We start from the raw sequence: 26,123 nt of genomic DNA, 5'->3' as shown, positions 1-26,123 counted from the left end.
AATAAAAGGGGGAAAATCCCCCTTTTAAAATTTATAACCACTTAATTATACTTCCATCAATATCGGTAAAATCATTGGATTTCTCTTTGTTTTAACATAAAGATACTCTTTTAGTTCATCTTTTATGGTATTTTTAATATATGCCCATTCCTTTATTTTCTTACTATCACATGTTTCAAATATTTTTAAAACAATTTCTTTTGCACCTTCCATTAAGCCTTCAGATTCTCTTACATATACAAATCCTCTTGATATAATGTCTGGTCCAGCAAGGATTCTACCATCTTCTTTTGAAAGTGTTATTACAATAGTCATTAGACCATCTTCAGATAGATGCTTTCTATCTCTAAGAACGATATTTCCAACATCACCGACACCTAATCCATCGACAAGTATTCTTCCTGAAGGAACTCTACCTGCCTTTCTAGCAGATTTTTTATCTACTTCTAACACATCTCCATTAGACATGATAAATATGTTATTTGGATCAGTTCCTACCTCACTAGCTAGTTCAGAATGTCTCTTTAACATTTTGTACTCACCGTGAACTGGTAAGAAAAACTTAGGTTTAGCAAATGCCTGCATTAGCTTTAATTCATCTCTTCTAGCATGTCCAGATACATGTATATCTGCTATATCACTAGAAACTACATCTGCTCCCTTTTCAAGTAAAAAGTTTATTACTTTTGATACAGTTTTTTCATTGCCTGGTATTGGATGTGCTGAAATTATAACCAAGTCACCCTTTTTAATTTCAACCTTTTTGTGTTCGGAATTAGCCATTCTTGCCAAAGCTGACATAGGCTCTCCCTGTGAACCAGTAGTGATTATTACCAATTCACTATCTTTATATTTGTGTATATCATTTAGATCTATAATATCTTCATCAGTGTTTAAGTATCCTAATTCTTTTGCAACACCAACTATATTTACCATTGATCTTCCTGAAACTGCTACCTTTCTATTATACATCTTTGCAACATCAGCAATCTGCTGAAGTCTATGTATATTTGAAGCAAAAGTAGCTACTATTATTCTACTATTTTGAGCTTTTTTGAATAAATCTTCTAGTCCTTCTCCGACGCTTTTCTCTGACATCGTCATGCCTGGCTTATCTGCATTGGTACTGTCTGCCATCATCAACAATATGCCTTCTTTATCACTTATTTCGCATATTCTATGTATATCCATCATCTCTCCGTCTATAGGTGTCAAGTCAATTTTAAAGTCACCTGTATGATAAATTACACCTTGATTAGTATGAACTGCTATTGAATATGCATCGGGTATACTATGATTTACTTTTATAAACTCTATACTCATATTTTTTAATTTTATATGTTGCTTAGGTTCAACTATATTTAGTTTAGCATTTGTAATTCTATGCTCCTTTAGCTTCACTCTAATTAATTCTATGCTAAGTGCTGATCCGTATACTGGAACATTAATCTTTTTAAGTATGTAAGGTATAGCTCCTATATGGTCCTCGTGACCATGAGTTATGAATATAGCCTTCACCTTATCAATATTCTTAACTAGATAAGTAATGTCTGGTATTACGATGTCTATTCCCAAGAGCTCATCCTCTGGGAAACTAAGACCCGCATCGATCACTATTATCTCGTCTTTATACTCTATGACAGTCATATTTTTCCCGATTTCGTTCATTCCGCCTAGTGGTATAATCTTTATTTTATCGTTGTTATTTTTTGCCAAATTTGTTACTCCTCTTCTTTCCTACTTAATTTAATCACGAACACAAAATACCGTTAGTACTATAATACCACATATTCATAAAAAATAAATATCTTTTTTTATAAATATAATTTTAATTATCAAATGCATTAAGTTAATTTTTATTCTTATACTTGCATTTTAAATTGATTCTTTTCCTTAAGATAATTTATTAAAATCGTAAACGATTTCATGGTTTTTTATCATAAAATTTGCTATTATTTTATATTTTATTTTAATTCTAAAATTTTAAAAATCTATTTTTCATCTTATTTTTATATACTATATATATTTTTCTAATCAACTACTTCTTCTCACTGCTTTTTTATAGATTGACATTGCGTCTTAGCTGGTGGTATTATTAAATTTAATTAAAGTTATTAAAAGGAGTTGCTATGAAAAGTAAATCACACCTTATAATAGGTACCCTCTCAGCAGTAGAGCTTTCTCTTGCTATGGGATTAAGTTTAACACCTATTACAGTTTCTGTTGCAGCATTTCTTTCTGTTGCTCCAGATATAGACGAAGCAAATTCTAATGTATTAAACATGCTCATCAGCAAAAAGGCTACCAAGAGAATACATTCATTTTTAATATATTCCCTTTTGATTTTTTGTTTTTATTTATATATGAAAACATCCAGTAATATATACATCGGCATAATCATTTCCTTTCTCTTTATTACAATTATTGAGAAAAAGGTCACCGCAAATAAAGTTCGATCTCTTGTTTTAAGCGGTTTAATCGGACTAATAGCTCTTATAATGTTATTTTATAAAGTTAACATTGGAGTGGTTGTACTGACTTTTTTAATAGCCAGTTTTCCAATTATGAGCCACAGATCTTTTACTCATTCGCTTTTAATCATTTTACTTATATATTTATTGTTAAGTTATATTGAAAGAACACTGAATGTAAATGATTTAGCTATTATAGGTACTTTTGCATACTCTACTCATTTAATGTGTGATATTATCACGAAGAGAGGTATCCCATTGTTTTATCCCTTTTCAAAAAAGTATTTTAGCCTTGGAAATTTAAGAGTCGGATATTTTATGTGCAATTTTGTTGAAATTTTAGTGATTTTTTTATTGTTTTTAGCAATTTTATTTCACTTTGCATAGATTTTTCACATTAATTGACAGAGTTCAATATTTATATTCAGATGGCAAACTTTTGCTTAATACAGCTTATGTCTAATTTTATAATTTTATATCAAAAACTCAAAAGGCACACATTCGAATAACGACTGTGTGCCTCCATTAATAATAATCAAAATTATTCAGATTTGCTAGAGCAATCTCCACAAATACCGTAGAATTTAAGATCGTGATCTTTTATTTTAAAGTTATACATACTTTCTACTTTTGTTTCAATTTCATCTAATAAATCTTCTTTTACTTCTATGATAGTTCCGCATTCCTTACAAATCAAATGGTGATGGTGATGAGTATCCTCACCTTCAAGATTCAATTCATATCTTATACAGCCGTCATCTAGGTTTAATTTTGAGATTCCATTAATCTCATCTAGTAACTGCATAGTTCTATACACAGTTGCCAAACCTATTTCTGGACAATTGATACGAACCTTATCATAAATTTCTTCACTACTTAAATGAGAGTTTTCATTCTCAATTAATACTTCAATAATCGCCCTTCTCTGAGGAGTAATCTTGAACCCAGTAGCTTTTAATTTTTCTTTTAGAACTGCCATTGTGTTTTCCATATCAAAACCACCCTTTTTCAATTGATAATACATAATATTAATATAGACTAAATTTCATTCTATGTCAATAGTCGATATCTTTTTGTTACAAATGTTTTTTAAAATAAAAGACAGAAGAAAAGTCTTCTGTCTTTATTATTTTAGAATTTTTTAAAGTCTAGATAGTTTTGTAAAATTAAAACTGCTGCAAGCTTATCAATTACTTTTTTTCTATTTTTTCTGCTCACATCACCATCTATTAGCATTTTTTCTGCTGATACGGTAGTCAATCTCTCATCCCAATACTCTATTCTCATCCCAGTTTCTTTTTCTAGAAACTCACAAAACTTCATTACTTTTTCAGACTGTGGACCTATAGTACCATTCATATTTTTAGGAAGACCAGATACTATATAGTCAACCTCTTTTTCCTTGATTATCTCTTTCAATTGCGCTAAATCCTTTTTCTTACTTTCACGTCTTATTGTAGTAATACCTTGGGCTGTAAGTCCCATAAGGTCGCTCACGGCAACTCCTATAGTTCTATCGCCTATATCCAAGCCCATTATTCTGCCTTTTAGCATATTTTATCTTTTACTCCTTTATTAATTAATATTATTAAAATAGGTATTAAAAGATAAATTGAATCAGTAGCTGCTGCTATTATTCCAGAATCATTTACCAATAAAGTAACTAGACAACCGACTATAGTAGCCAAGAAACCATTATAAATAGTTCCATGTTCTTCTTTTATTAAAGAAAAACTTTTATTCGGTCTAAATATAGTAATTGCAAGAATTACTAAACCTACTAATAATATATTTACCCATATAGTAGTTTGTGCAAGCTGTACATTCATTGCTATTTTTCTTCCAAACACATACACAACTTCCATAGGTCCATTTATTCTGATCTGTTCTACAAAGTTACCCAAATGCGATTCCATTCCAAGCATTATATCCGCACCTGCAAATGCAATAACTAAAAGAGCTGTCACCACTAGAATCATTATAGCCTTTTTAAAGTCAATTTTAACATCGTATATCAATAAAACAAACGCTAAATATGCTATACATTCTGATATTGCTCCACCGACATTAGCACCCATTCCTGGATATGCTGATATAAACAATATTATTGCCAGCAACACTGCTGTTAACCATTTAGGTATTTTCTTTCTTTCCACTAACACTGCAAATCCTAAGATTGCACTTCCAATTGTTACACCTTCGTATTCATTTCCTACACCATAATACCTTGCTCCTATCATAGGATCATAGCTCATGATGTTACTCTGCATCAGAGGTGTCGATATAGCTGAATCTATCGTGATAATTAATATCATCAATATGGAGAAAAATCCGATTTGCATTATATCATCGTTTTTGAATAACTTCCTTGCCAGCAAGTAATAAATCAACGATACAGCTACTATTACAATCGATATTTGGACTCCTGAAGTCGGATTAAATATTGGAGCTGTTAGGAATGCCAATGGCATAATCAGACCAAATTTAACCAATTCTTTTAGTACAGATAATGTATTTTTTCTATATTTTGTTGGTATTCTATGTTTTTGCCATAAAGCAATCGCTGCTATTAACCAAGAAATAGATATAAATGTTACATATATATTTATAATCTCCATTCTAATAGACGATACAGCAACTATCTTCTTATAATCTTTCAACAGAAATTCAATATTGTTACCCATTGGTTTACTTATAAGTTTCCTACCAACCATTTCTTTATTTTTTAATCCAAATCTATTCAGAACATCTACTCCAATATCCATGTTCGCCAATACACCATCTCTTCTAGTAGTAGACGATTGAAGAATTCCCTTTGTTTTGTCAGACATATCGAATCTAACTATTGGAGCTAATCTTCTATTATTTGCATAATCAAGTTTACTTGGAAAAGAACTCATTATGTACACAGTGTCATTAGGACCTGCCATATTCATTACATATTCAATGTAGTTGCTCACTTCATTATATATCGAAAACTTCATTTTCTTATATGTTTTTTCATTTAGATTTTCTTTATATTCATCCAATCTAAATGTGTCTCCTAGATTAACAAATAATAAATCTGATTCTTTATAATATTTATCCGTTTCCTTTTCCAATTTCTTATAGTCTGTAGATATACCATATGGGAAATTAGAATTTTTCTTATTTATATCATCTATATTTCCACCATATATTCTACCTTTACTATCCATAACACTTAGACAAAAATCTCGATTATTCAAAGCTTTGCCTTCATCGTCATAATAGTCACTATTTCCCAATACTGCAATTTTTTTATCATTGCTAATCAACGTATCTCCCAAATACCCAACTTTAGACTTATACTCTCCTTTTGTTTGATTGTATAAATCCATACTGTTAATATTTTCCAGGTTGATTTCGCCAGGTTCTAGACCTGTAGCAGACTTGTATGCACTTGCATTATCTTTGCTGGAATGACTAAATTTCATAGGTATATCACTTCTTATATCTGCTCTACCAGTAGAACCCATAGTAGCATAGTTTCTCCTATCATCATAGCCTTTATCTCCACGAATATTCATCAAGCCTATATATCCCTCTTTATCAAGCTTTTCTCTCAGTATTTTGATATTTTCAAAGTTTTCTAAACTTGTTCTGTTAATATCTATTATTATTACTTTTCCATCATTTTTTGCCGTATTAGAGTCTGCTGATTCATCTTTTTCACCATGGGCTCTTTCCATCTCAGTGGCAAACTGCAGATCATCAGCAGACTTGTCCTTTGCATATACGGGTATTAATGACGAAAATAAAAGCATTAGAGAGATTATAAAAGTCATAATTCTCTTTGGCATGTTCTTACTCCTCAATATTTAAATATTTTGATATTACCTCTTCTAATATTTCATCTCTCTCAAATCTTTTTATTGCTGTTCTAGCGTTATTATAACTAGTTATATAGCTAGAATCTCCTGACAATAAATATCCTATTATCTGGTTTACTGGGTTGTATCCCTTTTCCAACAATGCATCATAAACATAGGCTATTGTTTCAGCTACATCCATTTTATCATCGTTTATTCCTTCAAACTTTACAGTGTAATCCATATCGTTTCCCATAATAGTTACCTCCTATTCACTTAACAATTTTAAATTGCTTACATTAGATTTTACATTAAATTATCAAAATTATCAAGTAATCTAATTAATAAAAGGACTCTCTACAGCAGTGTTTTCTAGCTATAGAAAGCCCTTAAGTAAATTTAAAGTTTAAATATTATTTTATCTGGGATTTTACCACATCAACTGCAATTGTCAAAGCTTCGCCTACCTTAGATACGTCACTTGCACCTGCTTGCGCCATATTAGGTCTTCCTCCACCTTTTCCGCCTGCAACCTTTGATACCTCTCTTACAAGGTTTCCAGCATGTACTCCATTAGCTATTGCACCTTTACTAGCTGTAGCTACAAAGTTAACCTTACCATCAGTTACATTAGCAAGGACTACTACACCATTTTCTAATTTATCTCTTAAAGTATCTGCTGCTTCTCTAAGAGTATCCATATCCATGCCTTCATATTTATTTGTCACCAAATTTATACCATTAATTTCTTGTTTAGATTCCAAAACTGAGTCTGCATTTTGCATAGTCATCTTAGATTTTATACTATGAAGCTCTTTTTCTAGTTCCTTATTTTCTTCTACTATTAATTCTGCCTTATTTAATAAATTGTCCTCTTTTGCCTTTAAAAGTTCAGCAACGTTATATATTATGCTATCTTTTTCTAAAATATAATTATAAACTGATCTTCCTGTGATAGCTTCTACTCTTCTCACTCCTGCAGCTACTCCACCCTCTGAAACTATCTTAAATAATCCTACCTGTGAAGTATTCTCCAGATGAGTTCCACCACATAATTCAGTTGAAACATCACCCATCTTTACAACTCTTACATTATCTCCATATTTTTCGCCGAATAATGCAGTTGCACCCATTTCTTTTGCTTCAGCTATATTCATTACTGTAGCTGATATTGGGTTAGATTCTAATATAAAATCATTTACTATTTTTTCTACCTTTGCTAATTCTTCTTTTGTAATAGGTTCAAAGTGAGTGATATCAAATCTAAGTCTATCTGCTTCTACAAGTGAACCCGCCTGATTTACATGCTCCCCTAAAACAGTTTTTAGTGCTGAATGAAGAAGGTGTGTTGCAGTATGGTTTCTAGCTGCATCCATTCTCTTTGATTTATCAACGCTTGTAGCCACACTCTCTCCAGTTTTAAATGATCCACTAGTTACCTTACCGATATGCTTTATACTTGATCCTGCACCCTTTATAGTATCTTCTACTTCAAATACACCACTATCAGATACAATTTGACCTCTATCGCCTATTTGACCACCACCGTTTGGATAGAAAGTAGTTTTATCTAATACTATTATTGCTTCATCGCCTTCTTCTATACCATGAACAATACTATTATCCGATACTAATGCCTTTATAGTTGAGCCCATCTCTAAGTTTTTATATCCATCAAATTCTGAGCTTGCATCTTCAATAGATGTAAGTGGATCTTCCTTCCAAGCATCACCCTCACGATTTCCTCTCGCTGCTCTTGCTCTGTCCTTTTGTATCTGCATCTCTCTTGTAAAGCCTTCTTCATCCACAGTGAGATCTTCATCCATTAATATTTCCTTTGTAAGATCAAGTGGGAAACCATATGTGTCGTAAAGTTTAAATGCCTGTTCTCCAGAGATTTCTTTTGACCCATTCTTTATATTTTCTTCAGTATACGATTTTAATATATCCAAACCTTGCTGAAGTGTCTCTGCAAACTTTTCTTCTTCTATTCCAATAACTTTTCTAATATAGCTTTCTTTTTCTGCAAGTTCAGGATAAGCGTCTGCACATGTTTCTATAACTATATCAAGTAAACTATTTAAAAACTCTCCTTCTATTCCTAACAACTTTCCATGTCTAGCTGCTCTTCTTAGAAGTCTTCTAAGAACATATCCTCTTCCTTCATTTGATGGAAGTATTCCATCAGTTACCATAAAAGCAACTGATCTTACATGGTCAGTAATTATTCTAACAGATTTATCAGATACAGGATCATCCCCGTACTTTATTCCAGCTATTGATGTAACCTTCTGAAGAACTTTGTCTATAGTATCTACTTCAAATATTGTATCCACGTCCTGCATTATACAAGCCATTCTTTCAAGACCCATTCCAGTATCTATATTTTTATGTTCAAGATCTGTATAGCTTCCATCTTCTTGCTTATCAAACTGAGTAAATACCAAGTTCCAAAACTCTAGGAATCTATCACAGTCACATCCCGGCTTGCAATCTTCACAGCCACAACCGTATTTTTCACCCTTGTCAAAGTATATTTCTGAACAAGGTCCACAAGGTCCAAGACCTATCTCCCAGAAGTTATCTTCTTTACCAAGTCTTACTATTCTTTCCTCAGGAAAACCGATCATATCTCTCCATATGTCATGAGCTTCATCATCGCTTTCATATACTGTTACCCATACTTTATCTTCTGGAATTTCTAGCCATTCAGTAATAAATTCCCAAGCCCAAGCAATTGCTTCTTTTTTGAAATAGTCTCCAAAAGAAAAGTTACCCATCATTTCAAAGAATGTAGCATGTCTTGCAGTCACACCTACATTTTCTATATCTCCTGTTCTAATACATTTCTGAACAGTTGACATTCTATTTTTTGGTGGAGTCTCTACACCTGAGAAATAATTCTTTAGTGGAGCCATACCTGAGTTAATAAGTAATAAAGACTTGTCATTACTAGGAACCAAAGAATGAGATGGTGCAATATAATGATCTTTTGTCTCAAAAAAATCTGTAAACCTTTTTCTTATTTCATTTAAACCTAAATTTTCCATTTAATTTGCCTCCAATGTTTTCTAATTTAAAAGTAAAACAACAATAAAAAAGCCCCTATAGTATAAAATACTACAGGGGCGAATAATCTTCACGGTACCACCCTGATTATCATAATTATGATATCTCAAGTTGCTTTAACGCAGCTATACGTTTCGGAATACTTAGTTTCAACCGAAAAACTCAGGAACTGCTTCAAATATTGTATTTAAGGTATTTCCACCGACAACCTCTCTCTATAAAACCATCATATCCTACTACTCTCCGTCAAAGTCATTGTTGTATAAATATAAATTTAAAATACTAAATTCTTATATCATATATAATACATCACTTTATCAAATTAATCAATATATTAATTTATGTTACACGATATTATTCAATAACACCGCCACCTACTAACTTATTTCCATCATAAAACACTACACTTTGACCTTTAGTTATGGCTCTTTGTGCATCTTCAAATTCTACTTTTACTCTATTTTCACCTATTTTGCTTATTGTAGCCTCTGAAGGATTTGATGAATATCGAATCTTTGCCTGAACCTTTAATGGATCTTTTAGTTCCTCAAAGTCAAATTCTAAGAAATTAACATCGGATGCAGTAAGCTCTGTTTTAAATAGTTCTTCATTGCTTCCAAGAGTAACGGTATTGTTATCTCCATTTATATCTATTACATACATAGGCTTTCCAAAAGTAATACCCAGACCCTTTCTTTGACCTATCGTATAATTTATTACTCCACTGTGGTCTCCAAGTGTGCTTCCTTCTGAATCTACGAGCTTTCCTTCTTCTGAATCCCTGTTTGAGTATTCATTCAAAAACTCTTCGTAATTACCGTCTGGAATAAAGCAAATGTCCTGACTATCTGGTTTATTATATACCTCAAGTCCAATTTCTTTAGCAATTTTTCTTATATCGCTTTTATCGTATTCACCGACTGGAAATAAAATTTTTGCCAACTTCTCTTGATTTAGATTATACATCATATAAGATTGGTCTTTTTTGTCAGTAACTGCTTTTATAAGTTCATACATTTTTGTTTCTTCATTATATTTAATACGAGAATAATGTCCCGTAGCTATATACTCACAGTTCAATTCTTCAGCTTTATCAAACATGATATCAAACTTTATATGTTTATTACAGAATACACATGGGTTTGGCGTGATTCCCTCATAGTATCCATCTATAAAGTGTTTTACCACGGTATTTTTAAATTTTTCTTCAAAATCCAATACATGATGCTCAATACCTAGTTTATCGGCCATTTTACGTGCATCTGTAATTGCCAAATTTCCATTTATACTCTTAGGTGTCCACAATTTCATTGTAGCACCAACTACTTCATATCCTTGCTCTCTTAGTAGGTATGCAGCAACAGATGAATCTACTCCACCGCTCATGCCCAATAGTACTCTCTTCTTTTCCAATTGCAACTTCTCCTTTTTTATAAATTTATTTCAATTATAATACATATATCAATTTATAGTAAGCTTTTTTTATATATTTACAGGATTTTAATATACATTTCAAAAATTAACACAATCAAAATAGCCTCTCTTATACAAATTTATTTAGTAACTTTCATACAATGAGTAACAACCGTTATAGTTATTCCCAATTCTTATATTATTTTTCATGGTAAAACAATATATAACTCATTATTTTTGAATTTAGTACATAACTCGATATAAAAAAAAGAGCCTGAGGCTCTTTTTTTAATCGATAAAATATATTTGTGTACAAATGTCGAACTTATAGTCATTCTTTGACAATCTTAATTTGGAAACTACTTGATTTTTTTCATTTCCCCTATTAAATCATCATCCCTATAATTGAAATTTGATTTATAATCATCTATCATATCTTGTAATGAGATAGATTGTGTAACCTCTTCTATACTTTCTTTAATTTTCGCCCAAACATATCTCGTTGAACAAGAATCAAAGTTTTCACATGCATCCTTATCAAGTAGACATTCTGTAAAAGCCATGTCTCCTTCTAGTACTCTTAATATATCTGCTACCGTTATTTCGTTCAAATCCTTAGAAATGTAGTATCCTCCTTGAGCGCCTCTTACACTCTTTACAAGACCTGCCTTCTTAAGTAACGAAAAAATCTGTTCAAGATATTGGTCAGATATACCTTGCTCTTTTGCTATATGCTTTAAAGATATAGGCTCACCGTTAGAGCTCAAAGCTAGCTCAAACATTGCCTTTAGTCCATATTTCCCTTTAGTAGAAAGCTTCAACTATATCACCCCTCCTAAAATCAATTCCTAGTAAAAGACTATGAATTAACTATAGCTTTATATTATTATATCCTACTAGAAATGTCAAGATTAAATTGAAACTTTTTAAAGTATTTTTCTAAATATCTAAATTAAGACCATTAACTAACTTTTAATGGTAGTTTTTTTATCTTATCTTTATTTAGATTTATATCCGGTTTCTTTTGTTATCAAATATAAATTCCAATATATAACATTATTTTTATTCTTTATTGCATTTATACAGTAATATATTAATAACGACTATTATAAATCACTATTTTTTTATCATAGTGTATATTTAAATTTCATAAATTAAACTACACGAAATAAATTTCTTATTCTTTAGTATTTATCTATTACTCATGATAACATCCACTTCATCTTCATTTAAACCTACCATAGCATCACCAATATCTTCGCTTACCTCTGATAAGACTTTAGGATTATTATAGTTTTTAACAGCCTTTACTATCGCCTTTGCCCTTTGCTCTGGATTTCCTGATTTAAATATGCCACTACCCACAAACACTCCATCTGCTCCTAATTGAATCATTAAAGCTGCATCAGCTGGTGTTGCAACTCCTCCAGCAGAGAAATTCGCTACAGGCAACTTCTTTTTCTTGTGGACATATTTTATTAAATCATATGATACCTTATACTCTTTTGATATATCATATAGTTCATCTTCTCTAAGAGATGCTACATATCTAATTTCATTTTGAATAGTTCTCATATGTTTTACAGCCTGAACTACATCCCCAGTTCCAGCTTCCCCCTTTGTTCTTATCATGTTGGCTCCTTCTTGCACTCTTCTCAAGGCTTCACCTAGATCTCTAGCTCCACATACAAATGGCGTTTTGAATTTATTTTTATCAATGTGATATACATTGTCAGCTGGGGATAAAACTTCTGATTCATCTATAAAGTCCACATCGATTGCTTCAAGTATCTGAGCTTCTACAAAATGACCTATTCTTACTTTAGCCATCACTGGAATATCTACAGCTTTTATTATTTCTTTTATCATCTTTGGATCACTCATCCTAGATACCCCACCTGCAGCTCTTATGTCCGCGGGTATCCTTTCAAGTGCCATAACAGCAACAGCACCTGCATCTTGCGCAATTTTTGCTTGTTCTGGACTTGTGACGTCCATTATTACTCCACCTAAAAATTTTTCTGTGTTCATACTAAACCCCCTAATTTATTTTCTATAACTTCTATAACTAAGTATATAGAGCAACTGATACTCTTAGTAGGCTCAATTAGATATTATTTTATGGGACCAGAATACTATAGCAGCCTTAAATAAGTGTTATAATATACATACTGAGAATTATTAGGAGGATAAAAATGCTTCAAATAAAAGATGGATTATTATATTTGCAAATATACGATTATTTTAAAGAAGAAATTATTAAAGGAATATTCCCTTCAGAATATCGTCTACCAAGTAAAAGACAACTTGCAAATGAATATAATATTTCTATAAACACAGTTGAAAATGCTTATTCAAAACTTTTGGAGGAGGGTTTTATTTACTCCAAAGAGAGATGTGGGTATTTTGTTTCAGACGTAGGAGAATTATATATACAAGATAATAAAGAAAGCGTTGTCAAAGCGGAAGTTGCTACTGCTAAATATGATTTTTCCTATAGTGGAGTATCCAAAGAGGGATTTCCATATAAGATAATAAGAAAAATTAGCAACAATATAATATATGATATGGATCTTTTGTCCAAGGTTGATTATCAGGGCTACCTTCCTCTCCGTGTAGAAATATCAAAATATCTTGAAAAATCAAGAGCTTTTTCAGTTGATCCCAATCAAATAGTCATTTCAAGTGGATCCGAGTATCTATTCCAAATTATATTTAAGCTTGTGGGTGGAAGATATGCAATAGAAGATCCAAGTTACCCAATGCTACATAATATAATGGATGCAAACAAAATAGATTATGAATATATTTCTGTTGATGAGCATGGAATAATGGTCGATTTATTGGACAATACAAGAGCCAATATATGTGCAATTACACCTGCCCATCAATTTCCAACTGGTGTAATAATGAACATGAAAAGAAGAGTGGATTTATTAAATAAATCCACTATCGAATATATTGTAGAAGATGACTATGATAGTGAATTTAAGTATTCAAATAGACCTGTTCCAGCTCTAAAGTCCATAGACTACAATGACAAGGTGATTTATATAGGTTCTTTTTCTAAGTCTATATCCCCAGCATTTAGACTTAGTTACATGGTTTTACCTAAAAAGCTTTTAAATAAATACCATAAACTCTACAATTGCTTTGTATGTCCTGTTCCAATAATAGTTCAAAAAATTTTGACTGAATTTATTGAAACTGGAGAATTTGAAAAACATTTAAATAGAATGAGAAAAATATACTCTAAAAAAAGACAGACAATTGTTGAATCATTGAAGTCTAGAAAAGATATAAAGATAAGTGGAGCGGATGCAGGTTTGCATGTAGTTTTAGAATACCCTAACAGTTACGATGAGCAAAATATAGTAGATTCTGCTCTCCAAAAGGGTTTAAAAGTATATGGATTAAATTCATATGGTTCCAAAAGAAAGCATCCTTCTATTTTGTTAGGATTTGCCACTCTTAGCATTGAGGAATTAGAAGAATCTATAAAAATTTTAAAAAGTATATAAAATATATAAAGTATATAATGAACATTAGAAAGTAAAGGTGAATTTATGAATAGAATTAAAGCTTTAATGGAAGAAAAGAAATTAACAATCAATATTCTTGCAGCTGCACTAAATATTGATGATTATGATTTGGAACTAGCTATAAGTTCAAATAATATAGATAAATATATTGATCCCATGTTGATAGGTGAGCTGGCAAGAGTTTTAGATGTAGAGGTAGCAGAATTATACTAAAAACAACATAAACAATATATATAGTAAACACACTGCCTTTATATAAAGGCGGTGTGTTTTTTACAAATTTTATATGATTTTCGATAAAATAAATTATTGAAACTTTACTATTTTTACTGCTTGAGTATTGATGATTAGAAAATATTTATATTTGCATTTAAAATTATAAACTTTATGTTAATAATTATCTATATTTATATTTTATAAGCAATAATATTCACTATTTTCTTAATTTTTTGATATTTAAGTTGTATTTATAATTAAATATAACAGATTTGAAATATTTAACAAAATAGCTTAAAATTTTATTTTTCCTACTTCTTTAATGTATCTAAATATTTTTTTATATTAGACTCAAATTTGTTATCTTGTTCTTTATAATATTTTCTAGTTCTCATATTTTCAGGCAGATACTCCTGCTTTATATAGTGATTTGGATAATCATGAGGATACTTGTATCCAATTCCACTACCAAGTTTTGATGCACCCGCATAGTGGGAGTCTTTCAAAAATTCTGGTATATCATCTTGAACGGTAGTTTCTACATCCTCCATAGCCCTATTAATTGCCATATAAGAAGAGTTAGATTTTGGTGAACTAGCAAGAACAATAGTGGCTTGCGAGAGAACTATCCTTGCCTCAGGAAGCCCTAGCTGCATTGCTGAGTCCACACAGGCCTTTACTATTGTTATTGCATTAGGATAGGCCATCCCGACATCCTCTGAGGCTATCACCAATAATCTCCTACATATACTTATTAAATCTCCACCCTTTAAAAGTCTTGCCAGATAATAAACTGCTGCATCTGGATCACTACCTCTTATTGATTTTTGAAATGCACTTAATAAATTATAATGTATATCTCCGTCACTATCAAAGTTATATGCTGTTGCAACACTTAGTCTTTCAATTGTATCAGAGTTAATATTTAAATTACCATCTCTATCAAGAGCTGCCTCATTAATTCCTAGTTCCAAAATATTTATAGCGGATCTCATGTCACCACCAGATGCATTTGCTATTGTATCTATTGCATCCTCGTCGATTGAAACTTTTGCCAAATTATCTATATTATATCTACTTATAATTTTTTTAATTCCTTCTATGATATCAATTTTTTTAATAGCTTTGAATTCCATCACTATACTTCTACTCAGTATAGCCTTATATACATAGTGATATGGATTTTCGGTAGTACTAGCTATTAAAGTTATTGCTCCACTTTCAATGAACTCCAGTATAGATTGTTGTTGTCTTTTATTGAAACTTTGAATCTCATCTATATATAACAAAATTCCATTGTCTGTACCAAAGCTTCCAATTTCTTTAATTATTCTCTTTATATCATCCAAAGATGAATTTGTTGCATTTATTTTAAAAAATTTTTTATCTGATATTTTAGATATAATTTCTGCAACAGTAGTTTTTCCTACTCCTGGTGGTCCATAAAATATCATATTTGGGAAGTAATTATTCTTTATCATATTATTGATTACTTTATTTTCTCCTACAATATGACTCTGACCCACGACATCGTCAATTATTGTCGGTCTATATTTATCAGCTAATGGCATAGTTATTCCTCCAAAAAAACAAGGACTGCATATTATGCAGTCCAAATTATATATTTTAATTAAAATTATTTATTTTTATTTAATTCTTCTAATAATTTATCGTTAAGGATTCTAATATGTGTTCCCTTCATACCAAGAGATCTAGATTCTATAACGCCTGCACTTTCAAACTTTCTTAATGCATTTACTATTACTGAACGAGTGATTCCTACCTTATCAGCAATCTTACTTGCAACCAATAAACCTTCAGTTCCATCTAATTCTTTAAAAATATGTTCTATTGCTTCTAATTCTGAGAAAGATAAAGTTCCTATTGCCATCTGTACAACAGCCTTCTTTCTCATTTCTTCTTCTAACTCTTCGCTTATTGCTCTTAGTATCTCAAGACCGATTACTGTAGCTGAATATTCCGCTACTACAATATCTTCATCAGTGTAAGGTCTATCGTATCTAGATAGTATTAATGTTCCAAGTCTTTCTCCACTTCCCCAAATAGGAACAACTGTTGTATATTTTTCCAATCTATCGTGTTCAAAAGGAAACATCTTAAGAGTATCTTCTTCAGATATATTTTCTTTTGTTTCAGTAATTGTAAGTAAACTTTCTGTATACTTTTCAGGGAACATAGATAAGTTCTTTTCTTCATCAAGAACTACTGAGCTATCTTCTGGGTTAGATAAGTAATATCCTAATACCTTACCTCTAACTCTTACTACATATACATTTGATTCTAACACGTCACCTAAAACGCTTGTTAGTTGATCAAAAGATACCGATGTTCCTGCTGTTGACTGAAGAGTCTTGTTAATTCTTCTAGTATTGGTTAATAATTTGTTTGTCATAATTTTCCTCCTAATTTATCCTGCTTTGTTCGTTTATTGTTTATGATTTTCTTGATTTATGAGTAAAAACTTTTTAAATATTTTCAATATACACATATTTCAATTAATATTCTACAATACAAAGATTATCATACTTTAAAAAAAATTTCAATATATATTTTTAATTTTTTCAATTTTCGTAATTTTGAAATAAAATACTTATATGTTCTATATACCCAATTTATATCAAAGAAAATACCTTTTTAGGTCTTTTTTAAAAAATTTAATTTTTAAACGCCTTAAAAAAAACGGGTAGGTATCTCCCCGTTTTATTTTTTATTTGTTGGGCACTCACTATTAGAGCAGATTGCTTTACTTTCCTTCTTGGTAACCTTCTCGATCATATAAGAACCACATTCCTTACAAAACTCACCTGTTGGTTTCTTCCACTCGATAAAATCACACTCCGGATAGTTACTACAACCATAGAAATGCCTTCCTTTTTTTGTCTTTCTAACGATTACATCTCCGTCCTTGCACTTAGGACATTTCACTCCTATCTTTTCAACGATAGGTTTTGTATTTTTACATTCTGGATAGTTTTTGCATGCCATAAATTTGCCAAAACGACCATGTTTTATGACCATATTTGCACCACAATCCTCACAGATTTCATCCGTTTCTATATCCATATTAATTTTTTCTATTTTTTCAACTGCTTCTTTGATAGAAGATTCTAAAGGTTTATAAGCCTCTGCTACGACACTTTTCCATTCTAAATCTCCCTCGGCAACTTCATCCAGTCTATCCTCTAACTTTGCTGTAAAGTCAACGTCTGTAAGCATTTCAAAATTTTCTTCTAGAATTTCAGTCACTATAATACCCAACTCAGTTGGTCTTATAGATGCACCCTCTTTTTCAACATATTCTCTATTCAAAATAGTTGCAATTGTAGGAGCATAAGTAGAAGGTCTACCTATACCTAATTCTTCTAAAGTTTTAACCAAACTTGCTTCAGTGTATCTTGCTGGTGGCTGAGTAAAATGCTGTAATGGATTAATTTCTTCTATAGGTAATTTATCACCCACTTCAATCTTTGGTAATATTTTATCTTCTCTATTCGTGAAATTATATACTTTCGTATAACCATCAAATATTTGTTGTGATCCAGTAGCAGTAAAAGTATATTCCTGAACTTTTGATTCAACAGTTAAAGTTTCATATACAGAATCTGACATTTGACTCGCAACAAATCTTCTCCAAATAAGATTGTATAGCTTATACTGATCTTTCGAAAGTGATTCTTTTATTTTATCTGGTATTCTAGATACTGATGTTGGTCTAATTGCCTCATGAGCATCCTGAGAATTTTTATTTGATTTTGTTTTTTTCTTTTTTCCCTTAAACAAGTACTGATCTCCATATGAATCTGTAATAAATTCATCCACAGCGTTTTTAGCCTCATCAGAAATTCTTTGAGAATCGGTTCTTATGTAAGATATAAGACCGACCGCACCTTCACCTGATATGTCCACACCTTCATACAGTTCCTGAGCTATCTTCATTGTTTTCTTAGTAGTAAAACCTAATTTATTAACAGCTTCCTGTTGCAAAACTGATGTTGTAAATGGTTTCACAGCAGATCTCTTTCTTGTTTTTGTATCTATTTTTACTATGTCCAAGCTTTGATCTTTTAGATTTTTTATAATTTCATTTACCTGCTTTTCATCAGATAAATCAATTTTTTTGCCATTTTTTCCATAAAAAGAAAAGTCAACTTTTTCTTTTTCTTTACTAGATACTATATCTATAGTCCAATATTCAACTGGAATAAACTTTTCTATTTCTTTTTCTCTATCGCAAATTATTTTAGTTGTTACTGACTGGACTCTACCAGCACTTAAACCCCTTCTAATTTTTTGCCATAAAATTGGACTAATCTGATATCCTAACAGTCTATCAAGAACTCTTCTAGCCTGTTGTGCATCAACTAAGTCTCTATTTATTTTTCTAGGATTTTTAATAGATTTTTTAATAGTATCCTTAGTTATCTCATTAAACTCTATTCTACATTCTGAGTCTACATCCATACCTAATATATGAGTAAGATGCCACGAAATCGCCTCTCCCTCTCTGTCGGGGTCAGTCGCAAGATATATTTTTTTGGCTTTTTTTGCTTCTTTTTTTAAATCTTTTATTATGTCGCCCTTACCTCGAATATTTATGTATTCAGGTTCAAAATTATTGTCTATATCAACAGCCAACCTACTTTTAGGTAAATCTCTTATATGACCTACTGAAGCCTTTACAACATAGTGACTTTTTCCAAGAAATTTCTCAATTGTTTTCGCTTTTGCAGGAGACTCGACTATTACTAATGCCTTTGGCACAGGCAACACCTCCAGTTATCTTAATATATTGGGTGCGTATTTATTAAACCCCTCCTCTACTATGAGATTTTTCATGAGAAGTTTGTTCACAATATAAAGTAAATCTGTAATTTCATATCCAGCAATAACAGATAAATCATCTATATTTAATACACCCTTTGATATTAATATTTTAATAATAAATAATTCTTCTTTAGAAATATTCTCTCCATCAATATCGTCAAACCCTATATTAACACAACTACTACTAATTTTTCCACTATTTTTACAAATTTTTTTATTATTATTTTTATTTGCTAGATTTTTATTATCTAAATAGTCATAATAATCTTCCAAAATATCACTCGAATTTTGTACTGCTTTTGCGCCTTGATTTATTATATTATTACAGCCTTGACTTGTGGAGGAAAATATACTTCCTGGAACTGCATATGCGTTTCTGCCTTGCTGTAAAGCACAATCCATAGTAATCAATGCTCCACTCTTTTTTTCTGCTTCCACCACAAGTACACCTCTAGACAAACCACTTATAATTCTATTTCTCATGGCAAAAAATGAAGGCTCTGTGTGAGAACCTATAAAATATTCTGATAATACCAAACCTTTGTTATTTATTATCTCTTTTTTTAAAGAAATAGATGTTTTGGGATATGTTTTTTCGATAGAGGTCCCCATAACAGCTATTGTAAATCCATTTGATTCTAAACAGCTTTTATGTGCCAATGAATCTATCCCCCTCGCCATGCCACTTACTATTACTACACCTTCATTTGATAGATCGGTCACTATTTTTTTACTTACATTTATACCATAGTCAGTTGCCTTTCTAGATCCTACTACCGCTATTATGAATCTTTCATTTATTAATTTTATATTACCCATATAATATAATATATAGGGAGGGTCATATATATTTTTTAGAGATTCCGGATAATCTTCATCATCTATACTTATATAACCTACATTATTACTTTTTAATTCTAACTTCATCTCTTCTATATAACTACCAAGATAAGGATGCTTTTTAAACCTGTCTAACACATATTTATCCAATTTATCACTTTTTATTATATTTTTATACACATCTTCATCAAAAATTTTAATCTCATCTCCAATTGAGCTTCTAACCCTATTCATTACACTCGCAGACATGTGAAGTACAGCATTTGCCCATATATAAAATTCTCCATACATAGTTTTTACTCCTTAGATCTAAAATATTTATAATATGCTCTTTTGTATGAAAAAGCTTCCAAAATATGCTTCTCACTTATGTTTTTTTCACCAGCAAGATCCGCTATTGTTCTTGAAAGTTTTAACATTCTCACATAGCTTCTATTACTCAACTTATATTTATCATATATATCTTTTGCCATTTTTTCAGCCTGACCTGATAATTTACAATAGATGAATACATCCTTTGGGCTCATTTGAGAATTACTAGATATACATTTATTTTTAAATCTGATGTTTTGAATGTCTTTCGCATATTCGACACGTTTTCCTATTTCCCTAGATCTCACTCTCTTGTCCTCATTAAATTCATTAAAATTTATTTCACTTATTTCACAGAATATATCAATTCTATCTAAAATTGGTCCTGATATTTTATTTCTATATCTATCTATATCAGAGGCTCTACATACACAGCTTTTACTACTATTGAAGTATCCACATGGACAGGCATTCATAGTAGCCAACAAAATAAATTGTGCAGGATAAGTAATACTTCTATTTAGTCTTGAGATGCTAACTTTTCCATCTTCTATCGGTTGTCTAAGGCTATCTATTGTTCGTCTTCCAAATTCTGGAAATTCATCTAAAAAAAGTATTCCATTGTGAGCAAGTGTAACTTCCCCTAAAGTTGCATTAACGCCACCTCCCACTATAGACACAAGAGTTGAGCTATGATGAGGACTTCTAAATGGTCTTTCTTTTATAAGACCTGACCCATCATATAGCTTCCCAACTGTACTATATATCCTAGTTATATCCAAAGATTCTTCCTTACTTGGACTAGGTAGTATATTTTTCATAGCTTTTGCTATCATTGTTTTTCCTGTTCCAGGAGGTCCTATCATTAAAATATTATGTCCTCCTGCTACAGATATTTCTGCACATCTTTTAGCTACTTGATTCCCCTTTATAAAGTAAAAATCTTCTTCATAAAATTCATCTTCTATTCTATTTTTCCCCTCATTAAATTCAATTTTCCGATAATATTTTTTTATATCTTCGACTCTTTCTTCTATATAAGTCTTTCGTTTAAACTTATCCATTTTTAGTATATTGATACAATCTCTAACGGACTTTACTGGAATTATATTTATATTTTTTAATTCACTACATTCCATATAATTCTCATACGGTATAAATAAATTTTTTAGATTTATTTCAGAAAAAGAAATTGCGATTGAAATAATTCCCTTCATTGATTTTATCTGACCATCAAGTGAAAGTTCACCCAAAAAAGCTGTCTCATCAAAAAAGTTCTCTTCTTCATTTATTTTTTCCCTTAAAATTCCCATGCATATCGCAAGGTCTAGGTAGGATCCATCTTTTTTCATATCTGCAGGCGATAAGTTTACAATAATTCTGCTCAATGGGAATTTATATCCACTGTTTGATATAGCAGAGCGGACTCTTTCCTTTGATTCCTTTACTTGTGTTCCCGCTAGACCCACAACGCTAAAATATGGAAGGCCGTTTGATATATCTACTTCTACTTCAATTAAATAACCTCCCACTCCATTTAAAATACCTGATTTTATTTTATTTATAATTACAATCACCTCTTTAAATTCTAATTTTATTTTTACTTATGAATACTAATATTTTGTTTTAAAACTATTTTCATGTTATAATATTAGTAGTATTTCTTTTTCTAATTCATATTTTATTTTTAAATGCTAAAAAATGCGTTTCTAATGTGCCTTATTTTTCTTTCATAATAAAAAACTTCAAAAACATCAAATCTTATCTTTGATTCTCCCAGTCTATATTTAAACATATACTCTTTTGCAAGAGATATTATTTTCAATCTTTTTTTATGATTTACGGACTCTAAGGGTCTACCATATTTAAAGCTTCTTCTAGTCTTAACCTCTCCAAACACTATACATCCCGACTCTTCAAATATTATATCTATTTCTCCACTTCTAGTTCTAAAATTTCTTTCAAGTATATGACAATTTATTCTATCTAAATAGCAAGCTACAGCTTCTTCACCCAACATACCTATCTCATAATCATCCATAAAATACCTCCTCAGTTTTATTGAACTCTTTAATACTCTATAGGCATTTTTATTTTTAAAGATTCATAGTTTACAAAATTTTATAATTTTATCTTTTTAAAAGCATATAAATTATTTTTTTTTAAGCTTATTTACATCTCTTTTGCTGTTTGTTTCTCTTTATAAATCTTTATTTTACAAACTCTTTTTAAAAGTATATTTTTAAAAAAAATCGGCTTTTTTTGCATCTATTCTTATAAATTTATTTGATAAATAAAAATTTTTTTCTGATAATTTTAATCATATTAACCTTAATTTTTTATTAAGTATTTTACTAACAAAACATTATTATTAGTTGTAATAATTGTTTTCATTAATCTTATTTGAAAAATATTTAATATTTAACTTTACTTCGTGTCGTATAAATTAAATTAAAAATCATGATAATTTATAGATCTTATTTTTTTATAGGTTGACAATACAATTTTTCTTTACTAAAATTAGTTTAGGTATGATAAATTTAACTTTATGGTTAAGATTACTTTATTTATGAAATATAAGTCTTTTCTTCTATATGTTTAATATTTTTATCGTACTTATAATGCTAATTTGAATTTTAAGGAGGTGTACGGAATGGATTCCGAGCGAAGTAAGTCAGAAAAATACGGCCCCGATTCGTGTAGGCTAATTACAAATGCAACTAAATTTGGAAATTATTTTGAGGAATTTTGTTTCCATTCCGTTGCCATAACTATATAACCTAAGTGAATTTAGGCTGTACTTTCTGATTAAATTATTTTTTTGAAAGGAAGGTACAGAAATGAAAAACTTAAAGAAAAAAAATGATATAAGAAAAAATCCTACTTATATCTCTAGAAGACAAGAAGTTTTAAATAGATTAAACTTTGCTTCTTCAAGAGATATAGATAGCTTATTTGAAAAGTTTAACAGTAGCTCCAATGGTATTGATGAATCATTTATAGAAAGCTCAAGAGATAACTATGGAAAAAATGAGGTAACTTACGATAGAGGTGACTCTCTTTTCAAACGTATTGTAGCGGCATTTATCAATCCATTTACCGTTATACTAATAGTTCTAGCTATTGTATCTGCCATGACAGATATTGTTTGGGCTAGCCCAGGCGAAAAAGATCCAATGACAGTCATAATCATCGTTACAATGGTTATGATTTCAGGTATATTAAAATTTGTTCAAGAAACTAGAAGTGGTAATGCTGCTGAAAATTTACTCAAAATGATTACTACTACTACTTGTGTCAAAAGACCCTCTACTGGTGAAGAAGAATTACCAATGGATGAGGTTGTTGTAGGTGATATAATACATCTATCTGCAGGAGATATGATTCCAGCTGATATGAGAATTTTCAAATCAAAAGACTTATTTATAAGTCAATCAGCTCTAACAGGAGAAAGTGTAGCTGTCGAAAAATTTTCGGAAGCATCTTCTAAAAATCACGATTCTTTGACAGATTCAACAAATATTGCATTTATGGGCTCTAATGTTATCAGTGGAAGTGCAACTGGTATTATTATAGCTACTGGAGATGATACCCTACTTGGCGATATGGCCAAAAGTATCAGTGAAGAACCTGTTCAAACAAGCTTTGAAAAAGGTGTCAATTCAGTATCTTGGTTGCTTATTAAATTCATGTTGATAATGGTACCAATCGTACTATTTATAAACGGAATAACAAAGGGTGATTGGCTAGAAGCAGGTCTATTCGCTATTTCTATAGCTGTTGGGCTTACTCCGGAGATGTTGCCAATGATCGTTACTACTTCACTTGCAAAAGGTGCTGTAACGATGTCTAAGAAAAAAACAATCATAAAAAATTTAAACTCTATACAAAATCTTGGTTCCATGGATATATTATGTACTGATAAAACAGGTACCCTAACTCAGGATAAGGTGGTATTACTTTATCATCTAAATGTTCATGGTAAGGAAGACTATAGAGTGTTGCGCCACGCATTTTTAAACAGTTATTATCAGACAGGTTTAAAAAACCTTATGGATGTCGCAATTATAGATCGTACAAAAAAAGAAAAGAAAAATCATCCTGATTTACAAGGATTATCAGAAAAATATAATAAAATAGATGAAATTCCTTTTGATTTTGAACGTCGCCGTATGAGTGTTGTCGTAGAAAACGGAAAAACTCAAATGATTACTAAAGGTGCTGTTGAAGAAATGATTTCAATATGCAGCTATGTTGAATTTGAAGGTGATGTAAGAGAATTAACTGATGAAATAAGAAGTTACATACTCAACAAGGTTGATAAATTAAATGAAGATGGTATGCGTGTAATAGCAATCGCGCAAAAAACTAACCCTTCACCTGTAGGAGAGTTTTCTGTTGATGATGAAAAAGATATGGTTCTTATGGGATACTTAGCATTTTTAGACCCTCCAAAAGAATCAACTGCTTCAGCGATTAAGGCTCTTAAAGAACACGGTGTTGGTGTCAAAGTTCTTACAGGAGATAATGATAAGGTCACAAGATCTATTTGTCGCCATGTAAATATTCCATCAAAAAAAATCTTACTTGGATCTGAAGTTGAACTAATGACCGACAATGAACTAGGAGATGTTGCAGAGAAAATTAGTGTATTTGCAAAACTCTCTCCTCAGCAAAAGGCAAGAATTATTACAGTCCTAAGAGATAGAGGTCATAGTGTCGGATATATGGGCGATGGAATTAATGATGCAGCAGCTATGAAGGCATCTGATGTTGGTATCTCAGTTGATACAGCTGTGGATATTGCTAAAGAATCAGCAGATGTAATCTTACTTGAAAAAGATCTTATGGTACTTGAAGAAGGTATAATCGAGGGACGTAAAACTTATGCTAATATGATTAAGTATATAAAAATGACTGCAAGCTCCAATTTTGGTAATGTGTTCTCTGTTTTAATAGCAAGTGCATTTTTACCATTCTTGCCAATGCTTTCAATACATTTAATACTTTTAAACCTTATTTACGACCTTTCTTGTACAGCAATCCCATGGGACAATGTAGATAAAGAGTTTTTAAAGATCCCACGAAAATGGAATGCTAGTTCAATTGGTAAGTTTATGGTGTGGTTTGGACCTACCAGCTCAATATTTGATATAACAACATATCTATTAATGTATTTTATAATTTGCCCAGCAATGACTGGTGGATTATTGTTTAGTCAAATTACCGACCCTGCTACACAAGCTATTTATATAGCTATTTTCCAGGCAGGATGGTTTGTAGAATCAATGTGGAGCCAGACTCTTGTAATACATATGATTCGTACTCCAAAGATTCCGTTTATCCAAAGTAGAGCATCACTTCCTGTGATGATTCTGACTTTTACAGGAATTGCAGTCCTTACAGCCATTCCTTTTACACCATTTGGAAAGTCTATAGGATTATTCCCACTTCCCGGAATATACTTTATATGGCTTGCAGTAACTATTATTGCCTATATGACTCTTGTAACTTTATTCAAGAGAAAATTCATAAAGAAATACGGAGAACTCTTATAATATAGATTCTCTTATAAGAAATTAATA

20 protein-coding genes and 1 other annotated feature are annotated in these 26,123 nt (G+C 31.0%); of the genes, 5 read left to right on the top strand and 15 right to left on the bottom strand.

The window, feature by feature from the left end:
- Positions 1-45 precede the first annotated feature (45 nt).
- The gene (locus RR561_RS03475) at positions 46-1,716 is read right to left on the bottom strand and encodes a ribonuclease J (RefSeq protein WP_332506039.1); all 1,671 of its coding nucleotides are present in this window, start codon (positions 1,714-1,716) and stop codon (positions 46-48) included.
- A 413-nt stretch (positions 1,717-2,129) separates the two neighbouring features.
- On the opposite strand from RR561_RS03475, the gene RR561_RS03470 reads away from it, so the two are divergent.
- Positions 2,130-2,858 (top strand): metal-dependent hydrolase, encoded by a 729-nt coding sequence (locus tag RR561_RS03470; protein ID WP_332506038.1) that lies wholly within the window; start codon positions 2,130-2,132, stop codon positions 2,856-2,858.
- Between the two features lie 154 nt (positions 2,859-3,012).
- Here the strand turns inward: RR561_RS03470 and RR561_RS03465 are convergent, their stop codons facing one another.
- The 8 genes from RR561_RS03465 to pdxS all read right to left on the bottom strand — a co-directional run bounded on the left by RR561_RS03465 (position 3,013) and on the right by pdxS (position 12,814).
- Positions 3,013-3,462, bottom strand: a complete 450-nt coding sequence (locus RR561_RS03465) for a Fur family transcriptional regulator (protein WP_332506037.1) — start codon at positions 3,460-3,462, stop codon at positions 3,013-3,015.
- Positions 3,463-3,602: 140 nt separating this feature from the next.
- On the bottom strand, positions 3,603-4,025 hold the full coding sequence (ruvX, locus tag RR561_RS03460; protein WP_332506036.1) for a Holliday junction resolvase RuvX: 423 nt from the start codon (positions 4,023-4,025) through the stop codon (positions 3,603-3,605).
- Complete coding sequence (locus RR561_RS03455) at positions 4,019-6,292, bottom strand: hypothetical protein (protein WP_332506035.1); 2,274 nt, start codon at positions 6,290-6,292, stop codon at positions 4,019-4,021. Before RR561_RS03455 ends, ruvX begins: the two co-directional genes overlap by 7 nt.
- A gap of 4 nt (positions 6,293-6,296) precedes the next feature.
- The gene (locus tag RR561_RS03450; RefSeq protein WP_106776489.1) at positions 6,297-6,557 is read right to left on the bottom strand and encodes an IreB family regulatory phosphoprotein; all 261 of its coding nucleotides are present in this window, start codon (positions 6,555-6,557) and stop codon (positions 6,297-6,299) included.
- A gap of 157 nt (positions 6,558-6,714) precedes the next feature.
- Positions 6,715-9,351, bottom strand: a complete 2,637-nt coding sequence (gene alaS, locus RR561_RS03445) for an alanine--tRNA ligase (RefSeq protein ID WP_332506034.1) — start codon at positions 9,349-9,351, stop codon at positions 6,715-6,717.
- Positions 9,352-9,422: 71 nt separating this feature from the next.
- Positions 9,423-9,629 (bottom strand) — a binding site (T-box leader).
- Positions 9,630-9,724: 95 nt separating this feature from the next.
- Positions 9,725-10,804, bottom strand: coding sequence for a tRNA 2-thiouridine(34) synthase MnmA (mnmA, locus tag RR561_RS03440; protein WP_332506273.1), 1,080 nt, complete (start codon positions 10,802-10,804; stop codon positions 9,725-9,727).
- 338 nt (positions 10,805-11,142) lie between these two features.
- Positions 11,143-11,604, bottom strand: coding sequence for an RrF2 family transcriptional regulator (locus RR561_RS03435; RefSeq protein ID WP_332506033.1), 462 nt, complete (start codon positions 11,602-11,604; stop codon positions 11,143-11,145).
- A gap of 370 nt (positions 11,605-11,974) precedes the next feature.
- A complete protein-coding gene (gene pdxS / locus RR561_RS03430) occupies positions 11,975-12,814 on the bottom strand; it encodes a pyridoxal 5'-phosphate synthase lyase subunit PdxS (protein WP_332506032.1) in 840 nt (279 codons plus the stop codon).
- Positions 12,815-12,978: 164 nt separating this feature from the next.
- Here pdxS and pdxR point away from each other — a divergent pair, with 164 nt between their 5' ends.
- Both pdxR and RR561_RS03420 read left to right on the top strand, forming a co-directional pair.
- On the top strand, positions 12,979-14,304 hold the full coding sequence (gene pdxR, locus RR561_RS03425; RefSeq protein ID WP_332506031.1) for a MocR-like pyridoxine biosynthesis transcription factor PdxR: 1,326 nt from the start codon (positions 12,979-12,981) through the stop codon (positions 14,302-14,304).
- Between the two features lie 45 nt (positions 14,305-14,349).
- The gene (locus tag RR561_RS03420; protein WP_332506030.1) at positions 14,350-14,538 is read left to right on the top strand and encodes a hypothetical protein; all 189 of its coding nucleotides are present in this window, start codon (positions 14,350-14,352) and stop codon (positions 14,536-14,538) included.
- A gap of 314 nt (positions 14,539-14,852) precedes the next feature.
- Here the strand turns inward: RR561_RS03420 and RR561_RS03415 are convergent, their stop codons facing one another.
- The 6 genes from RR561_RS03415 to RR561_RS03390 all read right to left on the bottom strand — a co-directional run bounded on the left by RR561_RS03415 (position 14,853) and on the right by RR561_RS03390 (position 22,579).
- Positions 14,853-16,112, bottom strand: coding sequence for a replication-associated recombination protein A (locus RR561_RS03415; RefSeq protein WP_332506029.1), 1,260 nt, complete (start codon positions 16,110-16,112; stop codon positions 14,853-14,855).
- 65 nt (positions 16,113-16,177) lie between these two features.
- Entirely contained in the window at positions 16,178-16,954 is a 777-nt protein-coding gene (codY, locus tag RR561_RS03410) for a GTP-sensing pleiotropic transcriptional regulator CodY (RefSeq protein WP_332506028.1), read from the bottom strand.
- A 308-nt stretch (positions 16,955-17,262) separates the two neighbouring features.
- On the bottom strand, positions 17,263-19,323 hold the full coding sequence (topA, locus tag RR561_RS03405) for a type I DNA topoisomerase (protein ID WP_332506027.1): 2,061 nt from the start codon (positions 19,321-19,323) through the stop codon (positions 17,263-17,265).
- Between the two features lie 15 nt (positions 19,324-19,338).
- Positions 19,339-20,517, bottom strand: a complete 1,179-nt coding sequence (gene dprA, locus RR561_RS03400; protein WP_332506026.1) for a DNA-processing protein DprA — start codon at positions 20,515-20,517, stop codon at positions 19,339-19,341.
- Positions 20,518-20,522: 5 nt separating this feature from the next.
- Positions 20,523-22,115, bottom strand: coding sequence for a YifB family Mg chelatase-like AAA ATPase (locus RR561_RS03395; RefSeq protein WP_332506025.1), 1,593 nt, complete (start codon positions 22,113-22,115; stop codon positions 20,523-20,525).
- Between the two features lie 110 nt (positions 22,116-22,225).
- Positions 22,226-22,579 carry a YraN family protein gene (locus RR561_RS03390; protein WP_332506024.1) on the bottom strand — a complete coding sequence of 118 codons (354 nt, stop codon included), beginning with the start codon at positions 22,577-22,579 and terminating at the stop codon, positions 22,226-22,228.
- Between the two features lie 612 nt (positions 22,580-23,191).
- Between RR561_RS03390 and RR561_RS03385 the strand changes: the two genes are divergently transcribed.
- Positions 23,192-23,317 carry a hypothetical protein gene (locus tag RR561_RS03385; protein ID WP_332506023.1) on the top strand — a complete coding sequence of 42 codons (126 nt, stop codon included), beginning with the start codon at positions 23,192-23,194 and terminating at the stop codon, positions 23,315-23,317.
- Positions 23,318-23,378: 61 nt separating this feature from the next.
- The gene (mgtA, locus tag RR561_RS03380; protein WP_332506022.1) at positions 23,379-26,096 is read left to right on the top strand and encodes a magnesium-translocating P-type ATPase; all 2,718 of its coding nucleotides are present in this window, start codon (positions 23,379-23,381) and stop codon (positions 26,094-26,096) included.
- Positions 26,097-26,123: the final 27 nt, after the last annotated feature.

It is taken from the genome of Peptostreptococcus sp. (assembly GCF_036639115.1).
Lineage (GTDB): Bacteria > Bacillota > Clostridia > Peptostreptococcales > Peptostreptococcaceae > Peptostreptococcus.
This window is presented reverse-complemented; position numbering and strand designations above follow the sequence as displayed.